General features: G+C 64.3%; 21 protein-coding genes. 14 read left to right on the top strand and 7 right to left on the bottom strand.

Annotated features, from left to right (window positions below; genetic code table 11):
- Window positions 1–6: 6 nt before the first annotated feature.
- Entirely contained in the window at window positions 7–1,128 is a 1,122-nt protein-coding gene (locus QN085_RS17705; RefSeq protein WP_023661380.1) for a cupin-like domain-containing protein, read from the bottom strand.
- A gap of 142 nt (window positions 1,129–1,270) precedes the next feature.
- Between QN085_RS17705 and QN085_RS17700 the strand changes: the two genes are divergently transcribed.
- Window positions 1,271–2,239 carry an alpha/beta hydrolase gene (locus tag QN085_RS17700; RefSeq protein WP_013973465.1) on the top strand — a complete coding sequence of 323 codons (969 nt, stop codon included), beginning with the start codon at window positions 1,271–1,273 and terminating at the stop codon, window positions 2,237–2,239.
- Window positions 2,240–2,367: 128 nt separating this feature from the next.
- Here QN085_RS17700 and pvdN read toward each other — a convergent pair whose 3' ends face one another.
- Together pvdN and pvdM are read right to left on the bottom strand one after the other, a co-directional pair.
- Entirely contained in the window at window positions 2,368–3,654 is a 1,287-nt protein-coding gene (pvdN, locus tag QN085_RS17695; protein WP_023662604.1) for a pyoverdine-tailoring periplasmic protein PvdN, read from the bottom strand.
- Window positions 3,655–3,671: 17 nt separating this feature from the next.
- A complete protein-coding gene (pvdM, locus tag QN085_RS17690) occupies window positions 3,672–5,018 on the bottom strand; it encodes a pyoverdine-tailoring dipeptidase-like protein PvdM (protein WP_013973463.1) in 1,347 nt (448 codons plus the stop codon).
- Between the two features lie 210 nt (window positions 5,019–5,228).
- Between pvdM and pvdP the strand changes: the two genes are divergently transcribed.
- Complete coding sequence (gene pvdP / locus QN085_RS17685) at window positions 5,229–6,839, top strand: pyoverdine maturation tyrosinase PvdP (RefSeq protein ID WP_023662603.1); 1,611 nt, start codon at window positions 5,229–5,231, stop codon at window positions 6,837–6,839.
- Between the two features lie 119 nt (window positions 6,840–6,958).
- Here the strand turns inward: pvdP and QN085_RS17680 are convergent, their stop codons facing one another.
- The 3 genes from QN085_RS17680 to QN085_RS17670 are packed head-to-tail and all read right to left on the bottom strand — an operon-like array spanning window position 6,959 to window position 11,503.
- Window positions 6,959–8,362, bottom strand: a complete 1,404-nt coding sequence (locus QN085_RS17680) for an efflux transporter outer membrane subunit (RefSeq protein WP_041505753.1) — start codon at window positions 8,360–8,362, stop codon at window positions 6,959–6,961.
- A 3-nt stretch (window positions 8,363–8,365) separates the two neighbouring features.
- Window positions 8,366–10,330 (bottom strand): MacB family efflux pump subunit, encoded by a 1,965-nt coding sequence (locus QN085_RS17675; protein ID WP_023663439.1) that lies wholly within the window; start codon window positions 10,328–10,330, stop codon window positions 8,366–8,368.
- The gene (locus tag QN085_RS17670; RefSeq protein ID WP_041505754.1) at window positions 10,331–11,503 is read right to left on the bottom strand and encodes an efflux RND transporter periplasmic adaptor subunit; all 1,173 of its coding nucleotides are present in this window, start codon (window positions 11,501–11,503) and stop codon (window positions 10,331–10,333) included.
- A 234-nt stretch (window positions 11,504–11,737) separates the two neighbouring features.
- On the opposite strand from QN085_RS17670, the gene QN085_RS17665 reads away from it, so the two are divergent.
- The 3 genes from QN085_RS17665 (at window position 11,738) to QN085_RS17655 (ending at window position 14,260) form a co-directional block, all read left to right on the top strand.
- Window positions 11,738–12,214, top strand: a complete 477-nt coding sequence (locus QN085_RS17665) for a sigma-70 family RNA polymerase sigma factor (protein WP_023663104.1) — start codon at window positions 11,738–11,740, stop codon at window positions 12,212–12,214.
- Between the two features lie 168 nt (window positions 12,215–12,382).
- Window positions 12,383–12,862 carry a hypothetical protein gene (locus QN085_RS17660; protein ID WP_013973457.1) on the top strand — a complete coding sequence of 160 codons (480 nt, stop codon included), beginning with the start codon at window positions 12,383–12,385 and terminating at the stop codon, window positions 12,860–12,862.
- A 72-nt stretch (window positions 12,863–12,934) separates the two neighbouring features.
- Window positions 12,935–14,260, top strand: a complete 1,326-nt coding sequence (locus QN085_RS17655) for an MFS transporter (protein WP_041505756.1) — start codon at window positions 12,935–12,937, stop codon at window positions 14,258–14,260.
- Window positions 14,261–14,380: 120 nt separating this feature from the next.
- On the opposite strand, the gene QN085_RS17650 is transcribed toward QN085_RS17655, so the two are convergent.
- A complete protein-coding gene (locus QN085_RS17650; RefSeq protein WP_031324687.1) occupies window positions 14,381–16,045 on the bottom strand; it encodes an electron transfer flavoprotein-ubiquinone oxidoreductase in 1,665 nt (554 codons plus the stop codon).
- A gap of 556 nt (window positions 16,046–16,601) precedes the next feature.
- On the opposite strand from QN085_RS17650, the gene QN085_RS17645 reads away from it, so the two are divergent.
- The 9 genes from QN085_RS17645 (at window position 16,602) to QN085_RS17605 (ending at window position 23,692) form a co-directional block, all read left to right on the top strand.
- Window positions 16,602–17,351, top strand: coding sequence for an electron transfer flavoprotein subunit beta/FixA family protein (locus QN085_RS17645; RefSeq protein ID WP_023661847.1), 750 nt, complete (start codon window positions 16,602–16,604; stop codon window positions 17,349–17,351).
- On the top strand, window positions 17,352–18,281 hold the full coding sequence (locus QN085_RS17640) for an electron transfer flavoprotein subunit alpha/FixB family protein (protein WP_013973453.1): 930 nt from the start codon (window positions 17,352–17,354) through the stop codon (window positions 18,279–18,281).
- 77 nt (window positions 18,282–18,358) lie between these two features.
- A complete protein-coding gene (locus tag QN085_RS17635; RefSeq protein ID WP_023661848.1) occupies window positions 18,359–19,180 on the top strand; it encodes a substrate-binding periplasmic protein in 822 nt (273 codons plus the stop codon).
- Between the two features lie 9 nt (window positions 19,181–19,189).
- Complete coding sequence (locus QN085_RS17630) at window positions 19,190–19,543, top strand: DUF4398 domain-containing protein (RefSeq protein ID WP_023661849.1); 354 nt, start codon at window positions 19,190–19,192, stop codon at window positions 19,541–19,543.
- Window positions 19,540–20,352 (top strand): OmpA family protein, encoded by an 813-nt coding sequence (locus QN085_RS17625; protein WP_023661850.1) that lies wholly within the window; start codon window positions 19,540–19,542, stop codon window positions 20,350–20,352. The genes QN085_RS17630 and QN085_RS17625 overlap by 4 nt, the downstream gene beginning before the upstream one ends.
- Window positions 20,353–20,688: 336 nt before the next feature.
- Window positions 20,689–22,131, top strand: coding sequence for an aminotransferase-like domain-containing protein (locus tag QN085_RS17620; protein WP_041505757.1), 1,443 nt, complete (start codon window positions 20,689–20,691; stop codon window positions 22,129–22,131).
- A gap of 63 nt (window positions 22,132–22,194) precedes the next feature.
- Complete coding sequence (locus tag QN085_RS17615; RefSeq protein WP_023661893.1) at window positions 22,195–22,668, top strand: hypothetical protein; 474 nt, start codon at window positions 22,195–22,197, stop codon at window positions 22,666–22,668.
- Window positions 22,669–22,798: 130 nt separating this feature from the next.
- Window positions 22,799–23,053 carry a YkgJ family cysteine cluster protein gene (locus QN085_RS17610; protein WP_023661894.1) on the top strand — a complete coding sequence of 85 codons (255 nt, stop codon included), beginning with the start codon at window positions 22,799–22,801 and terminating at the stop codon, window positions 23,051–23,053.
- A 33-nt stretch (window positions 23,054–23,086) separates the two neighbouring features.
- Complete coding sequence (locus QN085_RS17605) at window positions 23,087–23,692, top strand: START domain-containing protein (protein ID WP_024087417.1); 606 nt, start codon at window positions 23,087–23,089, stop codon at window positions 23,690–23,692.
- Window positions 23,693–23,734 lie beyond the last annotated feature (42 nt).

Here is a 23,734-nt window from a genome sequence, read left to right as displayed (position 1 = left end):
TCCCGGCTACCAGCCGCGCCCGGAATTCACCCAGAAGTTCACCGACAGCGAGGTGGTCATAGACTCCACCTGGTGGAACCACCCTTCGGGCAGGAACAACAGGTCACCGGCCTGCAGCACCACGCGCAGGAACGGCACCTCGCGCGCCGCCGGGAAGCGCTGGTAGTCCGGGGCGTCGGGGTTGAAGTCGCAGCCGTCCAGGCCGCCCTTGGGGCTGGTCGACCAGGTACCCAGGGCCGGGCGATGGTGCGGCGCGGCAAGGATGAACGACTTTTGCCCCCATACCTGTGCGAACAGGTTGTCGGTGTCGTCGCGGTGCAATGGCGTCAGTGTGCCCTTGGGACCGATCCAGATGCGCGGCGCAATGAACTTCTCGCGGGCGAAGTAATGCGGGTAGCGAATCAGCCTCAGCAGCTTTTCCGGCACGATGTTGTTGCCCATGTAGGCCGGGGTTTCGCCGGGTTTGGCAGGGGTGTCCAGCGAGGCGATGAAGTCGGCCATGGAAGTGGAACGGAAGTCGCGGTCGGTGGAGAAGGTCTTCTTCACGTAGTCGCCGTGCCGGGTGATGCCCTGCAGTTCGGCAAAATGCTCCAGCGAAGCTTCGCGGCCCATGGTGAACAGCGGCCAGTCCTGCAGGGCATCGCTGATGACCACCGGCGTGCCGTGCGCCAGGTATTCGCCCTGGAAGCGCGCCAGCGGCATGTCGGCGCGGGCAACGCGTGCCACCTGGCGCTGCACCGGTTGCGCGGCCGACACCCGTTCGCTGAGGCGTGCCGGTGTCGGGTAGCGTTGGTTCATCGATACCTTGGTCGCCGGCGCGCCGCGCCGGGCGTTGCTGATGATCTGCGGCAGCAGGGTGGCCAAACCCATGTTGCCGCTGATCTTCAGGCGGGCGCTGGCGAACAGTTCTTCGACGTTGGCGGTGCCGCCCATGATGCCGAGGAAGTCACGCTCGGCCACCTCGATGGTGACGTCCGGGGCGCTGTGCCGGCCGGCACCGGTGCGGCTGCTGTCACGCACCTCCGACCAGAAGGCCCGGTCCTGGCCGAAGACGAACTGGAAAACGCCTTCGATGCCCACGGCATGGGCGTTGGCGAACAGTTTGCTGAGGATGCTCTGAAGGTCCACGGTATGCCTCTGGCGGTCTTTCGTTGTGCAGGGATAACGAGTGCCTGCACCAACGATTTAGCCGTGTGGGCGGGTAATTTTTCGGCGTGCTGCTACGTCCCGTAGGGAGGCTCGAGTCACATTGTTCACCCAAGGAACCCACATGGCACTGCACCCTGATCTGGCGGCATTTCTGGAACTGGTCGAATTTGGCCGGCTGACGGGCAGGAGCCTGCCCATGCACGCGATGGACGTGACCCAGGCCCGTGCCGAGTTCGAAGGCAGCTCGCAGGTACTCGACCCGAGCCCGCCCGGCAACGTCACGGCCAGCGAGTTGCAGATTACCGCGCGCGACGGTGCCCGTCTGGCTGCTCGTCTGTACCGCCAGGGCAATGCTGGAGCTGCTTTGCAGCCAGTGATCCTGTACCTGCATGGCGGCGGCTATGTGGTCGGCAGCCTCGATTCGCATGACTCGGTGTGCCGTCGCCTGGCGGCCCTGGGCGAGTTCGCGGTGCTGGCGGCGGACTACCGGCTGGCGCCGGAGCAGCAGTTCCCGAAGGCCCTGCACGATGTACTGGACGCCGCCAACTGGCTGGCTGAGCAGGCGGCCTCGCTGGGCCTGGACAACCGCCGGGTGGTGCTGGCAGGGGACAGCGTGGGCGCCAGCCTGGCGGCGGTGCTGGCCATTACGGCAGTGGAGCAGCCCGAGGCGCTGGCGTTCAAGCCGCTGGCACAGTTGCTGTTCTACCCGGTGACCGATATCTCCTGCTGGCGTGAGTCCCATCGCGAGCATGCCGAGGGTTACCTGCTGGAGACGCCTACCCTGGAGTGGTTCTACCAGCACTATGCGCCGCAGCGCGAGCAGCGCCTTGACTGGCGGGTATCGCCGTTGCTGTCGACGCTGCGCCAGCCGTTGGCACCAGCTTACCTGTTCGTGGCCGAATATGACCCGTTGCATGATGAGGGCATGGCTTATCGTGACTGGCTGGTGGCGGGTGGGACGGCGGTGACCTTTGCCCGGGTGGAGGGGTTGACCCATGACTTCTTGCGCATGTCGGGGATCGTGGGGCAGGTGGAGGGGATTTACCGGGATGTCGGGGCGTGGTTGAAGCGGGTCGGTGGCCAGTCCTGACTTGAGCTCGCCGGGGGCGCGTTGCGCCCCTTTCGCGACACAAGGCCGCTCCCACCAAAGCACAGCGCCCACCGAACCATGTGGGAGCGGCCTTGTGTCGCGATGGGCCGCAAAGCGGCCCCCCGGCCTCACCCGCGAAGGTGCTTCTTCAACACATCGACCAATCGCTCGATCTCCGCCTCGGTATTCAACAGCCCAGGCGCCGTCCGCACCACCGGCCCGACATCCCGAGACACCGCATCGACCACGATGCGCTGGCTGTTGAGATACCGGGCCACCTCGTCAGCATCCTGCCCCGTGACCCGGAAGAAGGTGAACCCCGCCGAATACTGCGTGCTGCGCGGTGTCACCAGTTCGACCCCCGGCAGCGCCTCTAGCCGCTGCCTGAGATAGTCATTGAGCCCATGAATCCGTGCCTGCACCGCCGCCTTGCCCAGCTGCAGGTGCAACTCGAACGCCTTGCCCAATGCCCAGCGGTGCTCGAACGCGTGGTAACCCCCGGGCGTCATCACCGTGGCAAAGTCCTCGTTCTCGGAAAACGTGGCAATGGTCGGGTTCAGCTGCTTCAGTTCGGTGGACGCCGCGCAGATGATCCCGGTACCCCGCGGCCCGAACATCCACTTGTGCGTGCCGGCGATGAAGTAGTCGCAGTTGAGATCGGCAAAGCGCATGTCTTCGACGCCGAAGCCGTGCACACCGTCGATCACGTAGATGATCTGGTGCTGCTCGTCACGCTGGCGATTGACCTCGCGCACCAGTGCGCCGATCTCGCCGACGGGCAGTTTCACGCCACTGCCCGAGTGCACCCAGGTCATGCCCAGTACCCGGGTTTTCGGCCCGATGGCCGCGGCGATGGTGGTCAGTACCTGGTCGCTGTTGACCTTGGCGGGGTCGTCGAACAGGCGCAACCGGTGCACCGGTGTGCCATCGCGCGTGGTGCGAAAGCCCATGGTATGGCGGGCGGCCGAATGCTCGTGCACGGTGGTGAGAATTTCCTGCCCCGGGGCAATCTTCAGCCCGCCATAGATCAGCCCCAGGCCTTCGGTGGTGCTGCCGGTCAGGGCAATTTGCCGGGGCGTCACTTCGAGGTAGCGGGCTGCCCATTCACGCACGGCGGCCTCGTGCTTCCACTCCGATTGGCTGTCCCAGTCGACCATGCGGGCCGGGTGGCGGTCGAAGCGGGCGCGCAGCGCCTCGATGGCTTCGCGCACGGGCCTTGGGTGCGAGGTGATCAGGAAGTTGGCAAAGTGCGCGTACGCCGGGTCCAGCTCGAACAGGTTGCGAAACCCGGCCCAGTCGCTGGCGGTTGCAGGCTGCGCAGCCGCCGCTTGGGCGGCAGGCAGCAGTGGGCCTGTGAGGGGCAGGGCGGCCGCAAGCAGGCCGGCCTGCTTGAGAAAGGTGCGACGATCGTTCATCAAATGGCTCGCAAGGGTCAGGGGGATGAGGTGGCGACAGGTTGAGCGGCGCGCTGCACCTGCTCCCACACCCGCAGGAAGTTGCCGCCCCAGAGCTTGGCGATATCCGCTTCGGAGTAGCCGCGGCTGATCAGTTCGGCGGTGACGTTGCGTGCTTCACTGGCGTTCTGCCAACCGTCGATGCCACCGCCTTCGTTGAAGTCCGAGCTCAGGCCGACATGATCGATGCCGATCTTGCGCACGGTGTAATCGATGGCGTCGCCATAGTCCTTGAGCGTGGCCGGCGGTTCCTCCTCTAGAATGCCGTACAGCGCGTTGGCATATTGGCCGACCTTCTGCTCGGGCCAGCCGGCAATCACCGGGTCACCTGGCATCAGTGCGTAGTCGAGGTTGGCCAGTGGTGGCAGGTCGTAGTGGGCGCGCAGGGCGTTGAGTTTGTCCTGGGTCTTGCTGCTCAAGGGCTTGAGGTAGGTGGAGAAAGCCACCAGCTGGACCACGCCGCCGCTGTCCTTGATCAGCTGCAGCTCCTTGTCGGAGAGGTTGCGCCTGATGTCGACCATCGCCCGTGGCACCGAGTGCGAGGCCACCACCGGCGCGCGGCTGAGGGCAACGGCCTGGGCCAGCGCCTTGCTGGACATTTGCGACACATCGATGATCACACCCAGGTCGTTCAGCCGCTGCACGGCGCGCTTGCCGACCGGCGACAGGCCGTCCAGGGCATCGGCGGTGTCATTGAAGAACGGCAGCGGACGCGAGGAGTCGGCCCAGCTGTTGTTGCCCACATAGCTGAAGCCGAACATGCGCACGCCGCGCGCGGCCCAGCGGTCGAGCTGGTCGATGTCATCGCCCAGCGCATAGGCGTTGAGCATGCTGAGGAACACCGCGAACTTGCCTTCGCCGTGCAGGCGCCGCATGTCTTGCGGGGTATAGGCAATACCCACCTGCTGCGGGAAGTCGCGGACCATGGCGGTGATGGCGTTGTAGCGCACCTCCTGGGTGTGGCGGGCGGCTTCGACGAAACCTGGGGTCGGGCGGTGCGGGCCGCCGTCTCCGGTCCAGGACTCTGGCCAGGCGAAGATGGTCAGGGCCGCGCCGGACAAACGCCCGCGTGCGGCCTTTGCCAGGTCGAAGCGGCCATCGCCATCCTTGTCGGCCTCACTGCCTTCGGTGCCGAAGGTCAGCGGCAGGGTGACGTGGCTGTCGAACGAGATGATGCGTTCCTGCAGGTCGTTGGCCTGGCGGGTCACCTCCCTGGAATAGCCAGCGGGTGTGGCGAAGTAGTGCCAGGCGGCAAACCCGGCACCAGCGGCAACCGCCGCGGACAGGCTGATAAACAGGGCTTTCTTCCAGCGTGGAGTCGTCATCTTGGTCTCAGTAGGTTCACCGTCGAGGGATGGGCACAGAGGTCGCCGCTACCTGCAGTGAACGAGCTCGCACCCGGGAAATTTAGCGCCTGTCGGGGCCGCATGGTGGCCCCGGATGCAGCCGGAGCGCCGCTAAATTTCGCCTGCCGTGCAACGTTCTAGCCTTGGACGGGCCGTGCTCCATGGCCGCAATGAATGCACAGGTATGCAATGACGATTTCCCGACGCGGTTTCATCGCCGGTGTGGCACTGACGGGTGTGGTGGTGCCCGGTGCGCTGGGGGCGCTGTATGTGCAGCGCCAGCGTGCCGCCGAGGAATTCCCGGAAACCCCTGGCGAGGCCGTAGTCGAGTTGGCCGATACCCGCCTGCAGCAGTTGGGCGATACCCTGCGCGGGATCTGGCGTTGGACCCTGCTGGGCAAGGATGCGGGGTTGGACGGCCTGCCCACAGGTGAACTGGAACTGTTCCTGGATGTGGCAACCAGCGGGCGCTCCCTGCGCGGCTACCTGGATACCCCCGAGCGCCTGCGGGGGCAGGAAGAGCCGCGCTACCGCGTGGTAGGCGACCTGTTGGCAGACAAACCGGGCACCCTGCGCTGGCGTCTGTTTTCGGCCCGTGCCCGCTATGAATGCCATATCGTGCTCGACGAGGTCTGGGGCCGGTTCGGCAACGCCGGGCCGGCGACCCTCAACGGGCGCATTGCACGCCTGGACCGCGCGCTGACATTGCCCGTGGAGGACAACCAGTTCCTGGCCTTGAAGCGAACCTTTCCAGAGGCGCGCGAGCGTACCCCGCTGAACCCGCAGTTGTTGGCCTGGCTGACCGCCCCGGAGCATCGCCTGTTCCACCAGCTGTGGCACTCGTCGCGGGACAAATGGCACAAGCTGGGCAAGGACAAGCAGGGCGCCCTGCGTGGCCTGGGCTGGCAGCCCGGGCCTCGTGATCGCGAGCGTGACGCGCGGGGCCGGCACAAGGACCGCAACGGCTCGGGCGAAGACTTTTTCTTCATGCACCGGCACATGCTTGGCAGGGCCCGTGCCTTGCAGGACTTGCCGTCATGGACGCGCTTCCCGTTGCCGCAGCCGGAACTGGAGCGCGACCGGGCCGGATTCGCCCGCTACTTCGACAACCATGACGGCAATGCCCTGCCGCCCACCTGGCTGGCCAGCGGTGATGCGGAATACACCCAGTGGGTGCGCGACATCAAGACGCCGGATACCTTCCATGGCAACTTCCAGGTCTGGGAGTCACGCTACACCGACCCGGAGTACCTGAGCACCTTGACCCTGGGCCAGTTCGGTTCGGAAGTGGAGCTGGGCCTGCACGACTGGCTGCACATGCGCTGGGCATCGGTGCCGCGCGACCCCTCCAACGGCATGCCGGTGCCGACGGCGCGCACGCCGGATGATTTTGCCGAACGCTGGTTCGCAGAACAGAACGATTTTCTCGGTGACCCGTTTTCATCCCATGTGAACCCGGTGTTCTGGCACTTTCATGGCTGGATCGACGACCGCATCGAGGACTGGTTCCACGCTCATGAGCGGCTGCACCCGGGCGAGGTGCGGCGCCTGGAAGTCAATGGTGTGCCATGGTTTGCCCCAGGGCGCTGGGTGGAGGTGGCCGACCCGTGGCTAGGGCCGGATACCCATGGTTGCTCGACGGTGCCGGGTTTGCGGCCCGGGCGCAGTGTAGAGATGGACCCCGAGACCATGAAGCTGGCGTTGCGCATCATCTACAGCGATGACGACCTGCTCGACAAGCTGCGGCCCAAGGTACCGCAGCGGCCGTGGTATGCGCGCAACCTGAAGGTGCGGAACTAGCTGCTGCCTGTAGCGGCCCTATCGCCGGCAAGCCGGCTCCCACAGGTACAGCGCATGTCTTGACCCGGTGCAGATCCTGTGGGAGCTGGCTTGCCGGCGATAGGCCGGTACAGGTGACCCTACTGGCTGACCACCCAACCACCCCCCAATGCCTTGTACAACGCCACGCTACCCAGCAACCGGGCCAGGCGCAGTTGGGCCTGCTGGTCCTGCGCCGCATACAAGGTGCGCTGGGTCTCCAGCACGCTCAACAGCGTCTCCGCTCCCGCGCCATAACGCTGCTGCGCCAGGTCGAATGCCAGGCGCGCCTGCGCCACTTCTTCATCCTGCCACTGCCGCTGGCGGTCCACGCCCTGGATCGCATTGAGCGCCTTCTCGACATCGGCAAAACCGGCCAGGATGCTGCTGCGGTAGTTCTCCAGCAACTCTGCCTGTTCAGCCTCGGCCAGTTCATGCGCGGCGCGCAGGCGGCCGTTGTTGAAGATCGGTGCGACCAGGCCGCTGGTGAGGGTGTAGTAGGAGCTGTCGAACAAATGGGCAAAGGTATTGGCGCCAGCCCCCAGGTTGGCCCCGAGGGTGAGCTTGGGCAGCATGGCGGCGCGGGCGACCTGCACATTGGCGCTGGCGGCGGCGAGCCGAGCTTCTGCTGCGGCAATGTCGGGGCGGCGGGTGAGCAGCTCGCTGGGCACGCCGCTGCCAATGGCGGGCCATTGCAGGGTGTTGATCGCGTCCTGGCTGGTGGGCAGCGACTGCACCGGGTCGCCGAGCAGGGTCGCCAGGGTGACCCGGCTGTCTTGCCACTTCTGCTCCAGTAACGGCAGCTGGCGTTGCTGCGCGGCCACCAGGCTGCGCTGCTGGGCCAGTTCCAGGCGCGTGGCGGAACCGCTGCGCTGGCGTGCCTCGACCAGGCCCAGCACGTCCTGGGCATTGCGCAGGTTGAGGCGGGCAATGCGCAACTGTTCCTGCAAAGCCAGGCCCTGCAGGTAACTGTCGGCCACCGCGCTGACCAAGGTCAGCTCCACGGTCTGGCGGTCGAAGCGGCTGGCATCCAGGCTGCGCAGGGCGCTGTCACGGGTCGCTCGCAGGCCACCCCAGAAGTCGATTTCGTAGCTGGCGCTGAGCTGCATGTCGAACGAGGTGCTGGTGGGTTCGCTGCGGCTGACATCCAGCTGGTCGTAGCCGTCACCGTGCAGCAGGCGTTGGCGGCTACCATCCAGGCCCAGCTTCAGCTCCGGTAGCAGCGGCGCGCCGGCGATGACTGCGCGGGCCTGGGCCTGGCGTACCCGTGCCGTGGCAGCAGCCAGGTCGTGGGCATTGTGCAGGGCGTGCTGCACCAGGCGGTCGAGTTCGCGGCTGGCGAAGGCTTGCCACCACTGCGTCGTTGGCAGTTGGGCCGAGGGTGATGCGGCCTCGCCTTGCCAGGCAGATGGCGCGGCAATACCGCTGGCGGGTGTTTGCGGCGTGCTGCAGGCGGCGAGGCATACGCACAGGGGCAACAGGCTGATGCGGCTAGGCAGAGTCATGGGTTATTCGCTGGTAAGGGCTTTGACCGGGTCGAGGCGGGCGGCCTTGCGCGCTGGCATGAAGCCGAACACGATGCCGGTGACGACAGCACAGGCGAAGGCGCCGAGCATGGCGGGCAGGGCAAAGGCCACCGCCACTTCGGCCAGCATCAGGCCGCCACCGATGGCCAGGGCCAGGACGATGCCGGCCAGGCCGCCGACCATCGACAGCATCACCGCCTCGCTGAGGAATTGCCGCAGGATGTCGCGCTGGCGCGCGCCGGTGGCCATGCGGATACCGATTTCACGGGTGCGCTCGCGCACGGTCATCAACATGATGTTCATCACGCCGATGCCACCCACCAGCAACGAGATCGCGGCGATCGCCCCCAGCATCAGCGACAGGCTGTTCTGCGTGCGCGCTTCGGCCTGGATCAGCGCCGCGTCATTGGTCAGCTCGAAGTCCTGGCGGCCGTTGTGGCGCTGGCGCAGCAGCTTGTCGATGGCCGCTTCGGCTTCGTTGACCCGCGTGGAGTCCAGGGCGGCAACGGCGATGTAGTCCGGGTCGCGCTGGCCGAACAGGCGGATGGCTGCGGCGGAGTAGGGCACCACGATGCGCCCGTCGCTGTCCTGGTCGCCAGAGCTGGCGCCCTTGCCGGCCAGGATACCGACCACCTGGAACGGCACATTGCCGATCAACAGGTACTGCCCCAAAGGGCCGCGCCCAGGGTCGAGCATCTTCTCCCGCACTTTTTGGCCGATCACCGCCACCGCGGCAGCGTTGGCTTCATCGGCATCGCTGTAGAAGCTGCCTTGCACCGCCGGCCAGTTGAAAATATCGGGGAACCCGGTGTTGTTGCCACCCACATAGAACCGCTGGCTGTTGTTGCCGTGGCGCACCATCATCTTTTCGCCGATCACCGGCATCACGTGCTTGACCTGCGGCAGTTGGCCGATGGCAGCGACATCGTCGAGGGTGATGGTGCCGGCCTGCTCGCCCAGGCTCGCCGGCTTGCCGTTCAGGTAGAGGATGTTCGAGCCGAAGGCTGCCATCTGCGCCATGACCTGGCGCTTGCTGCCTTCGCCCACTGCCAGCATCACCACCACCGAGGCCACGCCGATGACGATCCCCAGCAGGGTCAGGGCGGTGCGGAAGCGGTTGACCCACATCACCCGCCAGGCCGCCTGCAGGGCTTCGAACAATTCACCTTTCCATGCCCCGTGCAAGGTTGCGCCATGGTCCAGGCGCTGGCGCAGCTGGTCGGCCTGTAGCCCGCGACTATTTTCGACCATGGGCTTTTCGGCGGCCGAATCGCTGATGATCAGGCCGTCGCGAATTTCGATCACGCGCTGCGCCCGCGCCGCGACATTGCGGTCATGGGTGATCAGGATGATCACGTGGCCCTGGCTGGCCAGCTCGTCGAGCAACGCCATCACTTCGGTGCCGCTGTGGCTGTCGAGGGCGCCAGTGGGTTCATCGGCGAGGATGATATGGCCACCGTTCATCAACGCCCGGGCAATCGACACCCGTTGTTGCTGGCCGCCAGACAACTGGTGCGGGCGGTTGCCAGTGCGGTTGGCCAGGCCCAGGCGGCCGAGCAGGGCGCTGGCACGGGCGTGGCGTTCGTTGGCGGCGATGCCGGCATAGATGGCCGGCATTTCGACGTTTTCCTGGGCCGAGCCCGAGGGGATCAGGTGGTAGCCCTGGAACACGAAGCCGAATGCCTCGCGGCGCAGCCAGGCCAGTTCGTCGCTGCCCAGCTCGGCCACATCCTTGCCGGCGAAGCGGTAGCTGCCGGAAGTGGGGCGGTCGAGGCAGCCGAGGATATTCATCAAGGTCGATTTGCCGGAGCCAGAGGCGCCGACGATGGCGACGAACTCGCCGGGATGGATGCGCAAGCTGATGCCATGAAGGATATCGACCTTGGGCGTTTCGATGCCGCCGTAGGATTTACGGATGTCGACCAGCTCGATCAGGGGTGTGCTCATTCAACCTCCGCTGACGCCAGGGGCGCCTATCACCAGGCGTTCGCCTTCGTTCAGGCCGTCCAGCACCTGCACCCGCAGGCGGTCGCTCAGGCCGGTGCGCACCTGGCGCTGTTCCACCTTGCCGTCGCGGGTCAGCACATGCGCCAGGCGCAGGCCATCGCCTTCGTCCAGCGCGGCCAGTGGTACGGTCAGCACCTGGCTGGCTTTGCCGGCGACAAAGAACACCTGCGTGGTCATCTCGGCCATCAGGGCGCCGTCCGGGTTGTCGACATCCAGCAGCACGCTGTACTGCACCACCTGGCTTCCGGCACTGCCATTGCTGACGCTGGCCGGGCTGCCGCCGCCCTGGCTGGCCTGCTCCAGTGGCTTGGGCGGGATCGGCAGCACTTGCCGCACGGTGCTGGTCCAGCGGCGCTTGCCGCCGGCCAGGGTGGTGAAGTAGGCGGTCATGCCCGGGGTGACCTTGCCGATGTCGGCCTCCGACACCTGGGCCCACACGGTCATCGGCGAGAGCTTGGCGATGCGCAGGATCAACGGGGTTTGCTGTTGGGCATTGAGGGTTTGCCCCTCACGGGCATCCACCGCCACTACCGTGCCGTCCATCGGCGCGTAGATGCGCGTGTAGCCCAGCTCGGCCTCGTCGCTGCGCAGGCTGGCCTGGGCCTGGCGGATCTGCGCCTGGAACATGTCGATGCGTGCCTGGGTGACTTTCAGCTGTGCGGCGGCCGTTTGCACGTCCTCGCCACGGGTGGCGCCGGCGGCGGCCAGCTCCCGTTGGCGTTTGAGCTGCTGCCGGGCCAGTTGGAACTGAGCGCGTTGTTCGGCCAGCTGGGCCTTGAGGTTGTCGATCGAGTAGCGGCCGGCATCCAGCCGGGCCTGCTGGGTAGAAGGGTCAATCTCGACCAGCAGCTGGCCTTTGCGCACCATGTCGCCGACCTCCACATGCAGGGTGTGGATCTGCCCCGATGCCTGGGCACCGACGTCCACGTAGCGCCTTGGTTGCAGGGTGCCCAGTGCGGTAACGCTGCTTTCGATGTCGGCGCGGGTCACGGCAACCGTGCTGAGCGGCTGTGCGCCGTAGGGCAGGGCCTTCCAGGCCAGCAGGCTGCCCAGGCCGAGCAGGCCCAGGCCGCTGAGCAGGAGCCGGCGACGGGTGTTGGTTAAAGGTCTCATGCAGACATCCAGCCGAGTGGGTGCCAGATAGACGAAAGCGGCAGGAGGGGATTTAGCGAGTATTGAGCAGGGGCTGACAGGTGTATGGCGACAGGCGCTAGATAGCCCATGACATACCCTTGTTGCTGAGAATAATTATAATTTGTAAGATCGCACGTTGACATCACTCGGTCCCGCGTTGCTGCCTGAAAGGGCTTTCTGGCATAGGCTGGCAGGACGATCTCAGGTAACGTCGTGGAACATTACTATCGCGAACTGGTGGGTTTTCTTTCTTCGCGCCTGGGCAGTCGTCAGGCCGCCGAAGACGTGGCGCATGATGCCTACCTGCGAGTGCTGGAGCGCACCGACGCCGAGCGCATCGAGCACCCGCGTGCTTTCCTCTACCGCACCGCGCTCAACCTGGTTGTCGACCGCCACCGCCGGCACCAGGTGCGCCAGGCCGAGCCACTGGAGGTGCTGGACAACGACGAGCGCTGGCACGCCCCGGCGCCGACCCATGACATGCAGCTCGACCAGCGCCTGGCGCTGATGCAGCGTGCCCTGGATGAGCTGAGCAAGATCTGCCGCGACTGCTTCCTGCTGCGCAAGCTCGAAGGCTTGTCACACCAGCAGATTGCCGAGCACCTGGGTATTTCCCGCAGCCTGGTGGAAAAGCACATCGTCAACGCCATGAAGCACTGTCGTGTGCGCATGCGCGAGTGGGAATCGTGATCGCCGGGTTGAAGGCAGATGAAAATTCCGTCAGTCGATCACTTGATTTCCACGGCTTTCCCGACTTCTATCAAAGAAGACCCCTGCCAGGCGTAGCCTAGGCAGCAGCCGTTACTGGCGCAGTATGGTCATGGAGCCTAACCGTTACCCAACTGCCCAGGTCCCACCATGGCCAACAAGACCCTGCGCATCCTCATCGCCGATGCACACCCCTGCCAGCGCTTGCAACTGGAGCGGCTGCTCAACGGCCTGGGCTACTACCGGATAGCGCCAGTGGAAAGCTTCGAGGAGCTGCAGCGCCTGGTGCTGAGTGCCTTGCAGCCTTTCCACCTGCTTTTGGGCAATATCGAGCTGGCCAGCCATGTCGGGGTCGATCTGGCGCGCTTCTGTCGCGTCAGCACGCAGATCCAGCATGCCCTGCTTTATCACTCCAACCAGTTGCAAGTGCCGTTGGTGCCGCAGGCCGAGCGCCAGGCCGTCAGCATGAGCCTGCCCCAGGTGCCCGACAACGAGGCACTGGAGGCATTCATGGCGATCATCGATTCGCCGCTGCAGGTCGGCAGGCTACCGCTGCCGGGCGCCATGCCGGTTGCCACGGCGCGGCCACTGCCGAAGGCCAATTTCGTCAACACCCTGTTCAACCGCTAAAGCCGCAGCGGGCGGGGCAAGGGGGCAGCTATTTGCTATCCTCTTGCCCTTTGCCGATTTGCGGACCCTGCCATGACTGCCATCGATACCGCTCGCCCGCCACGGTTCAGCCGCGGCGACCACCGGACCCTGGGCCTTGCGGCGTTGGGCGGCGCGCTGGAGATCTACGATTTCATCATCTTCGTATTCTTTGCGCTGACCCTAAGCCAGTTGTTCTTCCCGCCCGAGATGCCCGAGTGGCTGCGCCTGCTGCAAAGCTTCGGAATCTTCGTCACCGGCTACCTGGCGCGGCCGCTGGGCGGCATCCTTATGGCGCACTTCGCCGACCACCTGGGACGCAAGCGGGTCTTCAGCCTGAGCATCCTGATGATGGCACTGCCGTGCCTGTTGATCGGGGTGATGCCGACCTACGCCGACATCGGCTACGCTGCACCGCTGATCCTGCTGGCACTGCGTATCTTGCAGGGCGCGGCGGTGGGCGGCGAGGTGCCGAGTGCCTGGACCTTCGTCGCCGAGCACGCGCCAGCCGGGCGGCGCGGTTATGCCCTGGGCTTCCTGCAGGCCGGCTTGACCTTTGGTTATCTGCTGGGGGCACTGACCGCGACCTTGCTGGCGCAAGTGTTCACCCCGCAGGAAATCCTCGACTACGCCTGGCGCTACCCGTTCCTGCTCGGCGGGGTATTCGGCGTGATCGGCGTGTGGCTGCGTCGTTGGCTCAGCGAAACACCGGTGTTCCTTGCCCTGCGCGCGCGCCAGGAGCAGCCGGTGAGCTTCCCGCTGCGGCGGGTGCTGGGCGAACACCGCCGGGCGTTGATCCCGGCGGCGCTGCTGACCTGCGTGCTGACTTCCGCCGTGGTGGTGCTGGTGGTGATTACTCCGACAGTGATGCAGCAGCGCTTCGGCATGAGTGCCGGGCACACTTTTGCCCTTAGCAGCGTGGGCATCGTCTTCCTCAACATCGGCTGCGTGCTGGCCGGGCTGCTGGTCGACCGTGCAGGCGCCTGGCGCGCACTGATGTTCTACAGCATGTTGCTGCCGGTGGGCATCGGCGCGTTGTATGCCAGCCTGGTGGGACAGTGGGGCGTGACCTGGCTGGCCTATGCGCTGGCGGGCCTGTCCTGCGGCGTGGTGGGCGTGGTGCCGTCAGTGATGGTCGGGTTGTTCCCGGCCGAGATCCGCGTGTCGGGCATCTCCTTCACCTATAACGTGGCCTACGCTCTTTGGGCCAGCACCACGCCGCTGGCGCTGATTGCGCTGATGCCGTGGAGCCCGTGGGTGTGTGTCGGCTTTTGTCTTGTCATGGGCACGGTGGGGTTGCTGACGGCTTTGTACTTCGGGCGTCGGGAGCCATTGGCGTTCGCGGCAGAGCCGATGCCGGTAATGTGTGGTGAAAAATAGTTTTCTGTTGTTTGTTCTGGCCTCATCGCTGGCTTGCCGGCGATGAGGCCGGTACAGGTAAAACAAAAAGCCCCCGGCTCGTGAGAACCGGGGGCTTTTTGTCAGTGCAGGGCAGGGGCCTTACATGTTCGGGTAGTTCGGCCCGCCAGCGCCTTCAGGGGTGACCCAGGTGATGTTCTGGGCCGGGTCCTTGATGTCGCAGGTCTTGCAATGCACGCAGTTCTGCGCGTTGATCTGGAAGCGCTTGCTGCCGTCTTCCTGGGTGACAACCTCGTACACGCCTGCCGGGCAGTAGCGCTGGGCCGGCTCGTCGTACAGCGGCAGGTTGCTGGCGATCGGCACGTTCGGGTCGGTCAGCTTCAGGTGGCAGGGCTGTTCCTCTTCGTGGTTGGTGCTGGAGAGGAATACCGAGCTGAGCTTGTCGAAGCTGAGCTTGCCGTCCGGTTTCGGGTAATCGATCTTCTGCGACTCGGCCGCCAGCTTCAGGCAGGCGTAGTCCGGCTTGGTGTCGTGCAGGGTGAACGGCAGCTTGCCGCCGAACCAGTTCTGGTCCACATAGTTGAATGCCGCGCCCAGCAGCGGGCCGAACTTGTGCATGGCCGGGCCGAAGTTGCGGCTGGCGAACAGCTCCTCGTACAGCCAGCTGGCCTTGAAGGCGCTGACGTAGCCGTTGAGCTGGTCACCGCCTTCGCTGCCGGCGATCAGTGCATCAGCCACCGCTTCGGCGGCGAGCATGCCGGACTTCATTGCGGTGTGGCTGCCCTTGATCTTGGCGAAGTTCAGGGTACCCAGGTCGCAGCCGATCAGCGCGCCGCCGTTGAAGACCATTTTCGGCAGCGAGTTGAAGCCGCCCTTGCAGATGGCACGGGCACCGTAGCTGATGCGCTTGCCGCCTTCGAGGTATTGCGCCATCACCGGGTGGTGCTTGAGACGCTGGAACTCGTCGAACGGCGACAGGTAGGGGTTGGAGTAGGACAGGTCGACGATCAGGCCGACCACCACCTGGTTGTTTTCCAGGTGATAGAGGAACGAACCACCAGTGTTGTCCTTGGCCATGACGTCCAGCGGCCAGCCAGCGGTGTGCACCACCAGGCCCTGCTCATGCTTGGCCGGGTCGATTTCCCAGATTTCCTTCAGGCCGATGCCGTAGTGCTGGACGTCGGCTTCGCTGTCGAGGTTGAAGCGCTTGATCAACTGCTTGCCGATATGGCCGCGGCAGCCCTCGGCGAACAGGGTGTACTTGGCACGCAGTTCCATGCCAGGGGTGTACATGCCGTCCTTCGGGTTGCCTTCGCGGTCGACGCCCATGTCGCCGGTGACGATGCCACGGACCACGCCGTTGTCGTCGAACAGTGCTTCCTGGGCGGCGAAGCCCGGGTAGATTTCCACGCCCAGGTTCTCGGCCTGCTGGGCCAGCCAGCGGCACAGGTTGCCCAGGGAGATGATGTAGTTACCCTGGTTGTGCATGGTCTTGGGCACGAACAGGTCAGGCACCTTGGTCGAACTGCCTGCATCCTTGAGCACGTAGATGTCGTCACGCTTCACTTCGGTGTTCAGCGGCGCGCCGAGCTCTTTCCAGTCGGGGAACAGCTCGTTCAGGGCGCGGGGTTCGAACACTGCGCCGGAGAGGATGTGGGCGCCGACTTCAGAGCCTTTTTCCACCACGCAGACGCTGATTTCGCTACCGGCTTCGGCGGCCTTCTGCTTCAGGCGGCAGGCGGCGGACAGGCCCGCCGGGCCGGCGCCGACGATGACCACGTCGAATTCCATGTATTCGCGTTCCACTGGTTCTCTCCTACTCATCAAGGCTCGTGCTGTTGCTTTGTCTTATTGGGTGCGCGGGGCATTCGCAGCGGTTCTACGCAACGGCGGAACTGTAGCTGGGCAAATGACGGACTACACCGTTTTGTCTTGGCCGCGCATTATATCTACACCACTTGGCGGGTCCAATACAAACGTTTGTTTGAATTTGCCGCAGGCCAGTAAAATCACAGGAACGCGGCTGGAGGGTGACCGATTTGCCGTATTGACCGGATTGGGTGTTACGGTCAAGATACGAGCGGTTTTACGTTCGCCGTAGGCTTGCAGCCGGGCGCAGGTACACCTCTAAAGACCAGGTGTGGAGCAGGGTTTTGCGGCCTTTGGCCGGTTTGTAGTGGAGTTTACACGCCACGACAGAAAATGACCCGTGAGTATTTGTCGCAAGAGTCCGGACAAGACTGTTCGGTCACTGTGAAGTTACCGCCTCCCGGTACGTTTTTAGAGGTGCCCTTGTACCCACGCGCATCGCAGGGCTCTGCCCCTGGCGACTATCTATTCACCGGAGAGTAACGAGGAATCCATGAAGGTTCTTGTAGCTGTCAAACGAGTGGTCGACTACAACGTCAAGGTTCGCGTCAAGGCGGACAACTCCGGCGTCGACCTTGCTAACGTCAAGATGTCCATGAACCCCTTCTGCGAAATCGCCGTGGAAGAAGCCGTACGCCTGAAGGAAAAGGGCGTCGCGTCCGAGATCGTCGTCGTTTCCGTCGGCCCGACCACTGCCCAGGAGCAACTGCGTACTGCCCTGGCACTGGGTGCCGACCGTGCCATCCTGGTCGAAGCCGCTGACGAACTGAATTCCCTGGCCGTGGCCAAGGCGCTGAAAGCCGTTGTCGACAAAGAGCAGCCGCAGCTGGTCATCCTCGGCAAGCAGGCCATCGACAGTGACAACAACCAGACCGGCCAGATGCTGGCTGCGCTGACCGGCTTCGCCCAGGGCACCTTCGCCTCCAAGGTCGAAGTGGCTGGCGACAAGCTGAACGTCACCCGTGAAATCGACGGCGGCCTGCAGACCGTTGCACTGAACCTGCCAGCCATCGTCACTACCGACCTGCGCCTGAACGAACCGCGCTACGCGTCGCTGCCGAACATCATGAAGGCCAAGAAGAAGCCGCTGGAGACTCTTACTCCAGATGCGCTGGGCGTTTCCCTCGCCTCCACCAACAAGACCCTGAAGGTTGAAGCCCCGGCTGCCCGCAGCGCTGGCATCAAGGTCAAATCGGTGGCCGAACTGGTCGAGAAGCTGAAGAACGAAGCGAAGGTAATCTAAATGACTATCCTGGTTGTCGCTGAATACGAGAACGGTGCCGTAGCCCCGGCCACCCTGAACACTGTTGCTGCTGCCGCCAAGATCGGTGGTGATGTGCACGTGCTGGTCGCTGGCCAGAACGTGGGCGGCGTTGCCGAGTCCGCAGCCAAGATCGCTGGCGTGGCCAAGGTGCTGGTTGCAGATAACGCTGCCTACGCCCACGTCCTGCCAGAAAACGTTGCGCCGCTGATCGTCGAGCTGGCCAAGGGTTACAGCCACGTGCTGGCGCCGGCCACCACCAACGGCAAGAACATCCTGCCGCGCGTTGCCGCGCTGCTGGACGTGGACCAGATCTCCGAGATCATCTCGGTCGAGTCCGCCGACACCTTCAAGCGCCCGATCTATGCTGGTAACGCCATTGCCACCGTGCAATCGAGCGCCGCCATCAAGGTCATCACCGTGCGTACCACCGGCTTCGACGCCGTGGCCGCCGAAGGTGGTTCGGCTGCCATCGAAGCCGTTGGCGCTGCGCACAACGCCGGCATCTCGGCCTTCGTTGGCGAAGAGCTGGCCAAGTCCGACCGCCCAGAGCTGACCGCTGCCAAGATCGTCGTTTCCGGCGGCCGTGGCATGGGCAACGGTGACAACTTCAAGCACCTGTACAGCCTGGCCGACAAGCTCGGCGCTGCCGTCGGTGCTTCGCGCGCCGCGGTCGACGCCGGCTTCGTGCCGAACGACATGCAGGTCGGTCAGACCGGCAAGATCGTCGCGCCACAGCTGTACATCGCCGTCGGTATCTCCGGTGCGATCCAGCACCTGGCCGGCATGAAGGACTCCAAGGTGATCGTGGCGATCAACAAGGACGAAGAAGCGCCGATCTTCCAGGTAGCCGACTACGGCCTGGTCGCTGACCTGTTCGAAGCGGTTCCGGAGCTGGAAAAGCTGGTCTGATCCGCCTGCTTCACTTATAAAGAACCCGGCCCTTGTACAGGGGCCGGGTTTTTTTTGGTCTGTACAAGGAGTGAGCAATGGTGCTGCGTAAAGCAGGCGGGTTGCTGGCATGCATGGCGGTGCTGGTTTCGCCGCTGGCCATGGCGGCGGGCAAGTGTGAACGCCTGGTGGCAACCGGCAGCCCTGATTCACCGCCCTATTCATGGCAGGACCCGAACGACCCGAAACACCTGATCGGCGCCAACGTCGATCTGCTGCGCCAGGTGGCTGGCGAACTGGGCGTGAAGGTGGAGGTGCTGAGCGCCGGCCGTCGTGACCAGGCGCTGGAAGAAGTACGTAGCGGGCGCATGGACCTGCTGCTCGACACCCCCATGCAGGTGGAGCAACTGACCGCGCTGGACTACATCCATCCGCCCTTGCAGCTCAACGAATACCTGGTGTGGACGCGTCACGACGCCACACTGGCCTTCGAGGGCCCGGCGGACCTGGCCCAGTACCAAGGCAGTTTGTCCGAGCGCGCGCGGCTGACCCCGGCCTTTACCGCTTTCGCCAAGGCCCAGCTGAAGCTGGAGCCGGCACAGAACCTGACCCAGGCATTCCAGAAGCTGGTGCTCGGCCAGGTGGATTATGTGCTCGCTGGCCGCTATTCGGGCATCGCCATGGCTCAGAGCCTGGGCATGAGCAATGACCTGATCGCCCGCGGCCTGCCGGTGGATCGGCCGGGCCTGTACCTGGCGCTGTCGCACAATTCGGCCTGCAATGACAGCTGGCTGCGTGGGCAATTGGCGAAAAAACTGACAGAATTGCCGATCTCCGGAGCATCCGAGGCCGTGCTGCAACGTAATGTCGAGCGCTGGAAAGCGCAGCTGCAGGTGCCGTCGGACGCCCCCAAACACTAGGAAGATTGCGTGAGAACCCAACCACTAATCCTTGCCCTGGCCGTGCTCGGCCTGGCTGGCTGCGCCAACGATCCGGCCCCTAACGAGCAGATGCGCATTTCCGAACAGGCACTGGAGCAGGCCAGGGCCGTCGGTGCCACCGAGCAGGTCGATGCGCTCAAGCTGGCTGAAGACAAGCTGGCCCGGGCCAAGGCCAACATGCTCACCGAAGACTACCGCGATGCGCGCATGCGTGCCGAGCAGGCCGAACTGGATGCGCGCCTGGCCGAGGCCCAGGTTCTGAACCAGAAGAGTGAAGAGCAGCTGCAACTGCTGCAGTCGCGGGTCCAGCGCCTGCGCAAGCAGTTGGAGGTGCAGCCATGATCCGTCGTGTGCCATTGGCCGCGCTGGCAGTGCTGGCGCTGGCGGCAGGTTTGCAAGGTTGCGCCAGCCAGCGCAGCAGCGCAGCGCTGGATGATGCCACTGCAGCTTTCCAGAAGGTCAAGGATGATTCCAATGTGTTGCGCAGCGCGCCGCGTGACGTGATTCGCGCAGGCGAGTCGCTGGCCCGTGCCGAGCGCCTGTCCAGCTACATCGGCACCGGTGCCGACGTGCGCCATTACGCCTTCCTGAGCCAGCGCTACAGCGAAATTGCCAGCGAGCATGCCAAGCTGGCGCTGAACCAGGAACGCCAGGCCAAGCTCGACCTGGAGCGCCAGCGCCTGCAGCTGGCCCTGCGCGAGGCCAAGCTGGCCAGTGTTCAGCAGCAGGGCAAGTGGGTCGAGTCGCAGATCGCCGCGCTGGCCTCGGAGCAGGCCGATCGTGGTCTGGTGATGACCCTGGGGGACGTGCTGTTCGACACCGGCCGGGCTGACCTGAAGAACTCGGCCAGCCGTACCGTGCTCAAGCTGGTGCAGTTCCTCCAGCTCAACCCGCGCCGGGTGGTGCGGATCGAGGGCTATACGGACAGCACCGGCCCGGCGGAGGACAACCTGAAGCTGTCGCGTGATCGGGCGCAGGCCGTGGCCGACATGCTGGTAGACCTGGGTATCGACGAGAAGCGGCTGCAGGTCGAGGGCTATGGCGACCAGTACCCGATCGAGGCCAATGCCTCGGAGCGGGGCAGGGCGCAGAATCGTCGGGTGGAGATCGTGTTCTCCGATGACAAGGGCAAGCTGGCGCCGGCGCGCTGAGTCTTTGAAATGCCGGGGACCGCTCTGCGGTCCTTTCGCGACACAAGGCCGCTCCTACAGGCGTTGTGCATGCCTTGAGTTTGGCACTGCTCTTGTGGGAGCGGCTTTAGCCGCGAACACCGGCAAAGCCGGTGCCATCCACCGCGTCGCCTGCTTCGCGGGTGAACCCGCTCCCACAGGGGCGGCGCACCCCCGGCAGTTTGTCGGCTTAATCGTTTCGATAGCTGTCACACTATTGTATTGTCGACTATGTTGCATTCTGTCCCAGTACACTTTGCAACTGTTACGGTATCCTCTACCGTCACTGAGCCGTACAAGAATAACGAGTCTGCCGCCATGACCAACCTGCTGTTGTACCAGCGTATCGCCCAGCAACTGGCCGATGACATCCGTCGTGGTGTCTACCAGCCAGGCGAGCGGGTACCCTCCGTGCGCAAGATGAGCGCCCAGCTCAATGTCAGCCATGCCACGGTGCTGCAGGCCTATGCCAATCTCGAGGACCAGGGGCTGATCCGTGCGCGGCCGCAGTCCGGCTACTACGTGCACCAGACCCCGGCCCTGACCGCGCAGACCCCGGACATCGCCCGGGTCGAGCGCCCCGGCCTGGTCACCCGCGCCAGTATCATCCAGCAGGTGCTGACCGAGGCTCGCCGTGATGGCGTGTTCCCGTTCGGCGCCGCGGTGCCGCACGTCGACTACCTGCCGGTCCGTGCCTTGCACCAGCAGATTGCCAAGGTCACGCGCTTCCACAGCCCGCGTGCCTTCAGCTACATGTTCAGCCCCGGTTTCGAGCCGCTGCGCCGGCAGATCGCCATTCGCATGCGTGATGCCGGTGTGCTGGTCGACCCGCGTGAAGTGATCGTGACCCATGGCTGTGTCGATGCACTGCAGATGTCGCTGCGCGTGCTGACCCGTCCCGGCGACCTGATCGCCGCCGAATCGCCCACCTATTACGGGCTGCTGCAACTGGCCGACCTGCTAGGCCTGAAGGTGATCGAGATCCCCAGTGACCCGTCCACCGGCATCAGCCTCGAGGCGCTGCAACTGGCCGCCAACCAGTGGTCAATCAAGGCCCTGGTTCTGACCGCGCGCCTAAGCAACCCGCTGGGTGGCACTATCCCGGAAGAGCGGCAGAAGCAGTTGCTGCGCCTGGCGTCGGACTTCGATATCCAGATCGTCGAGGATGACATCTATGGCGAGCTGATGTTCGAGCAAGGCAAGACCAAGGCGCTCAAGGCATTCGACCGCCTGGACCGAGTAATCTATTGCTCGAGTTTTTCCAAGACGCTGTCCCCTGGTGTTCGAGTTGGCTGGATGATTGCCGGGCGCTATCAGGACGAGATCCAGCGCCTGCAAACCTTCACCACCCACTCGGCCTGTAGCGTGACGCAGATGGGGGTGGCGGCCTACCTGGAGAATGGCGGCTACGACCGGCACCTGCGTTACATTCGCCAGGAGTACCGCAAGAACCTCAGTGCCTACCAGCTGGCGGTGCAGCAACACTTCCCCGAGGGTACCCAGATGACCCGGCCGACGGGCGGTTTCATCCTGTGGGTGAGCCTGCCGGGGCGGGTCAACACTCAGGAGCTGCATGTGCGTGCGCTGGAGCAGGGCATCAGTATTGCGCCGGGGCTGATCTTCAGTAACACCGAGCAATTCAACCACTGCATCCGCCTTAATTGCGGCATACCCTGGAACAAGGAAGCCGAGCGCGCGGTGATCACCCTCGGTTTGCTGGCCCAGCAATTGTGCCGGGAGCCAGCGGCAGCTTTTTTATAGGCTTGCCACGCGCCTGTGGAACAGGGAGCATACGCACTTTTCCTGCCAGTCTGTCCATTTGCCATGAATGCTCTGCGCCGTTTTGCCCTGATCTTGTGCCTTGTACCGCTCTGCAGCCTGGCTGGTGTTGCCCAGGCTGCACAGCCGACAAGCCAGGCGCAGGCGGCCAAGCCGGTGCAGAAGGCCGCAGCCAGGCCAGCGCACAAACAATCAGCAAAAAAAGCCGGTAACAGCAAGGCCAGGCCGGCGCGCAAGCAGGTGAGCAAGGAGGTTGCCAAGCCGCTACCCAAGGCAAAGCTCGACCTCAGCCTGCCGGCCGACATGGTCGATAACCTTGAGCCGAATGTGGGCAGCCTGTCGCCGATACAGCGTCGCAAACCTCTTCTGCCCCCCATGTTCACTGAAAAGCCGGAGACCAGCGACAGCCCGTTCCAGCTCAATGGCCGGTTGATCAGCAATGAAATGCAGCTGCAGCTACGCAATGACAGCCGTCGGGAAGTGGAAGGGGCGGCCATCGATTTCGAGTACCGCCAGTAGCTGACGAACTGACTGCCGGGTCATGGCAGATTTCAGCGTGCCAGCAATTTCAAACGCCTGTTTGAGCGGTTACTATCCAGGGACGCTCGTCCCGTTTTGTTCCAGGGAGTCGTTATTTTGGTGAAGAGCCATGAACTGTCGTGAGGGCTGTGGTGCCTGCTGCATCGCCCCGTCCATCACCTCTGCGATGCCGCGCATGCCCAATGGCAAGCCGGCTGGCGAGCGCTGCCTGCACCTGACTGTCGACAACCTCTGCGACTTGTTCGGCAAGCCCGAAAGGCCTGCGGTGTGTGGTGGTTTCAAGGCGGATGTCGAGGTGTGTGGCAGTGATCGTGATGAGGCTATAAGGATTCTCGGCTGGTGGGAACAGATAACGGCGGCGTGACAGGCTGGATCTTCGAAAACAAGGATAAACATGATGAGATCGTTCAAGCGTATTGCTCTGCTGTGTGGCATGGGTGTTCTGCTGGCGCCTGCGGCCTGGGCCGAAAACTGGCAGGTGGCCAAGGACGAGGAGGGGATCAAGGTTTCCCTTAGCGAAGTGGCCGGTTCCAAGTACAAGGCCTATCAAGGTGTCACTGTGATCAAGGCGCCGCTGGCCAAGGTGCAGGCGTTGCAGGAGGACGTGGTCGGGGCTTGTGCATGGATTCACGAATGCAAGTCGCAGAAGCTGCTCAAGCACGAAGGTGACCAAAGCTGGACCTATACCCAGTTCAATACGCCATGGCCGGTGACGCCGCGGGACTCGGTGTTGCATGTGACTACTGTGAAGGAGGCTGATGGCAGCCTGGTGCGCAACCTGAAGGAAGAGCCGACCTATATCCCGGAAGAGAAGGGCTTTGTGCGGGTGGCGAAGGTCGAAGGCTTCTGGAAGCTGGTGCCCAAGGGCGACAGCACGGAAGTGACCTATCAGGTGCACACCGAACCGGGTGGTAGCGTGCCGGCGATGGTGGCCAACAAGTTCGTGGTGGATGCGCCGTTCAATACCCTGAAAGGGTTGCGGGAGCGGGCTGAGAAAAACTGAGGCATTGTGTCACCTGTGCTGGCCTCTTCGCGGGTAAACCCG

Origin of the sequence: Pseudomonas sp. M2(2023) (genome assembly GCF_030263955.1) — a bacterium.
Taxonomy (GTDB): Bacteria; Pseudomonadota; Gammaproteobacteria; order Pseudomonadales; family Pseudomonadaceae; genus Aquipseudomonas; species Aquipseudomonas asiatica.
This window is presented reverse-complemented; position numbering and strand designations above follow the sequence as displayed.

Excerpts from the sequence above, each read along its gene's own strand:
- QN085_RS17700 (WP_013973465.1), top strand. The coding sequence starts at position 1,271 with ATGGCACTGCACCCTGATCTGGCGGCATTTCTGGAACTGGTCGAATTT.
- QN085_RS17615 (WP_023661893.1), top strand. The coding sequence starts at position 22,195 with ATGAATGCTCTGCGCCGTTTTGCCCTGATCTTGTGCCTTGTACCGCTC.
- QN085_RS17645 (WP_023661847.1), top strand. The coding sequence starts at position 16,602 with ATGAAGGTTCTTGTAGCTGTCAAACGAGTGGTCGACTACAACGTCAAG.
- QN085_RS17635 (WP_023661848.1), top strand. The coding sequence starts at position 18,359 with ATGGTGCTGCGTAAAGCAGGCGGGTTGCTGGCATGCATGGCGGTGCTG.
- pvdN (WP_023662604.1), bottom strand. The coding sequence starts at position 3,654 with ATGAACGATCGTCGCACCTTTCTCAAGCAGGCCGGCCTGCTTGCGGCC.
- QN085_RS17675 (WP_023663439.1), bottom strand. The coding sequence starts at position 10,330 with ATGAGCACACCCCTGATCGAGCTGGTCGACATCCGTAAATCCTACGGC.
- QN085_RS17655 (WP_041505756.1), top strand. The coding sequence starts at position 12,935 with ATGACTGCCATCGATACCGCTCGCCCGCCACGGTTCAGCCGCGGCGAC.
- QN085_RS17610 (WP_023661894.1), top strand. The coding sequence starts at position 22,799 with ATGAACTGTCGTGAGGGCTGTGGTGCCTGCTGCATCGCCCCGTCCATC.
- QN085_RS17605 (WP_024087417.1), top strand. The coding sequence starts at position 23,087 with ATGAGATCGTTCAAGCGTATTGCTCTGCTGTGTGGCATGGGTGTTCTG.
- QN085_RS17620 (WP_041505757.1), top strand. The coding sequence starts at position 20,689 with ATGACCAACCTGCTGTTGTACCAGCGTATCGCCCAGCAACTGGCCGAT.
- pvdM (WP_013973463.1), bottom strand. The coding sequence starts at position 5,018 with ATGACGACTCCACGCTGGAAGAAAGCCCTGTTTATCAGCCTGTCCGCG.
- QN085_RS17640 (WP_013973453.1), top strand. The coding sequence starts at position 17,352 with ATGACTATCCTGGTTGTCGCTGAATACGAGAACGGTGCCGTAGCCCCG.
- pvdP (WP_023662603.1), top strand. The coding sequence starts at position 5,229 with ATGACGATTTCCCGACGCGGTTTCATCGCCGGTGTGGCACTGACGGGT.
- QN085_RS17680 (WP_041505753.1), bottom strand. The coding sequence starts at position 8,362 with ATGACTCTGCCTAGCCGCATCAGCCTGTTGCCCCTGTGCGTATGCCTC.
- QN085_RS17660 (WP_013973457.1), top strand. The coding sequence starts at position 12,383 with ATGGCCAACAAGACCCTGCGCATCCTCATCGCCGATGCACACCCCTGC.
- QN085_RS17670 (WP_041505754.1), bottom strand. The coding sequence starts at position 11,503 with ATGAGACCTTTAACCAACACCCGTCGCCGGCTCCTGCTCAGCGGCCTG.
- QN085_RS17625 (WP_023661850.1), top strand. The coding sequence starts at position 19,540 with ATGATCCGTCGTGTGCCATTGGCCGCGCTGGCAGTGCTGGCGCTGGCG.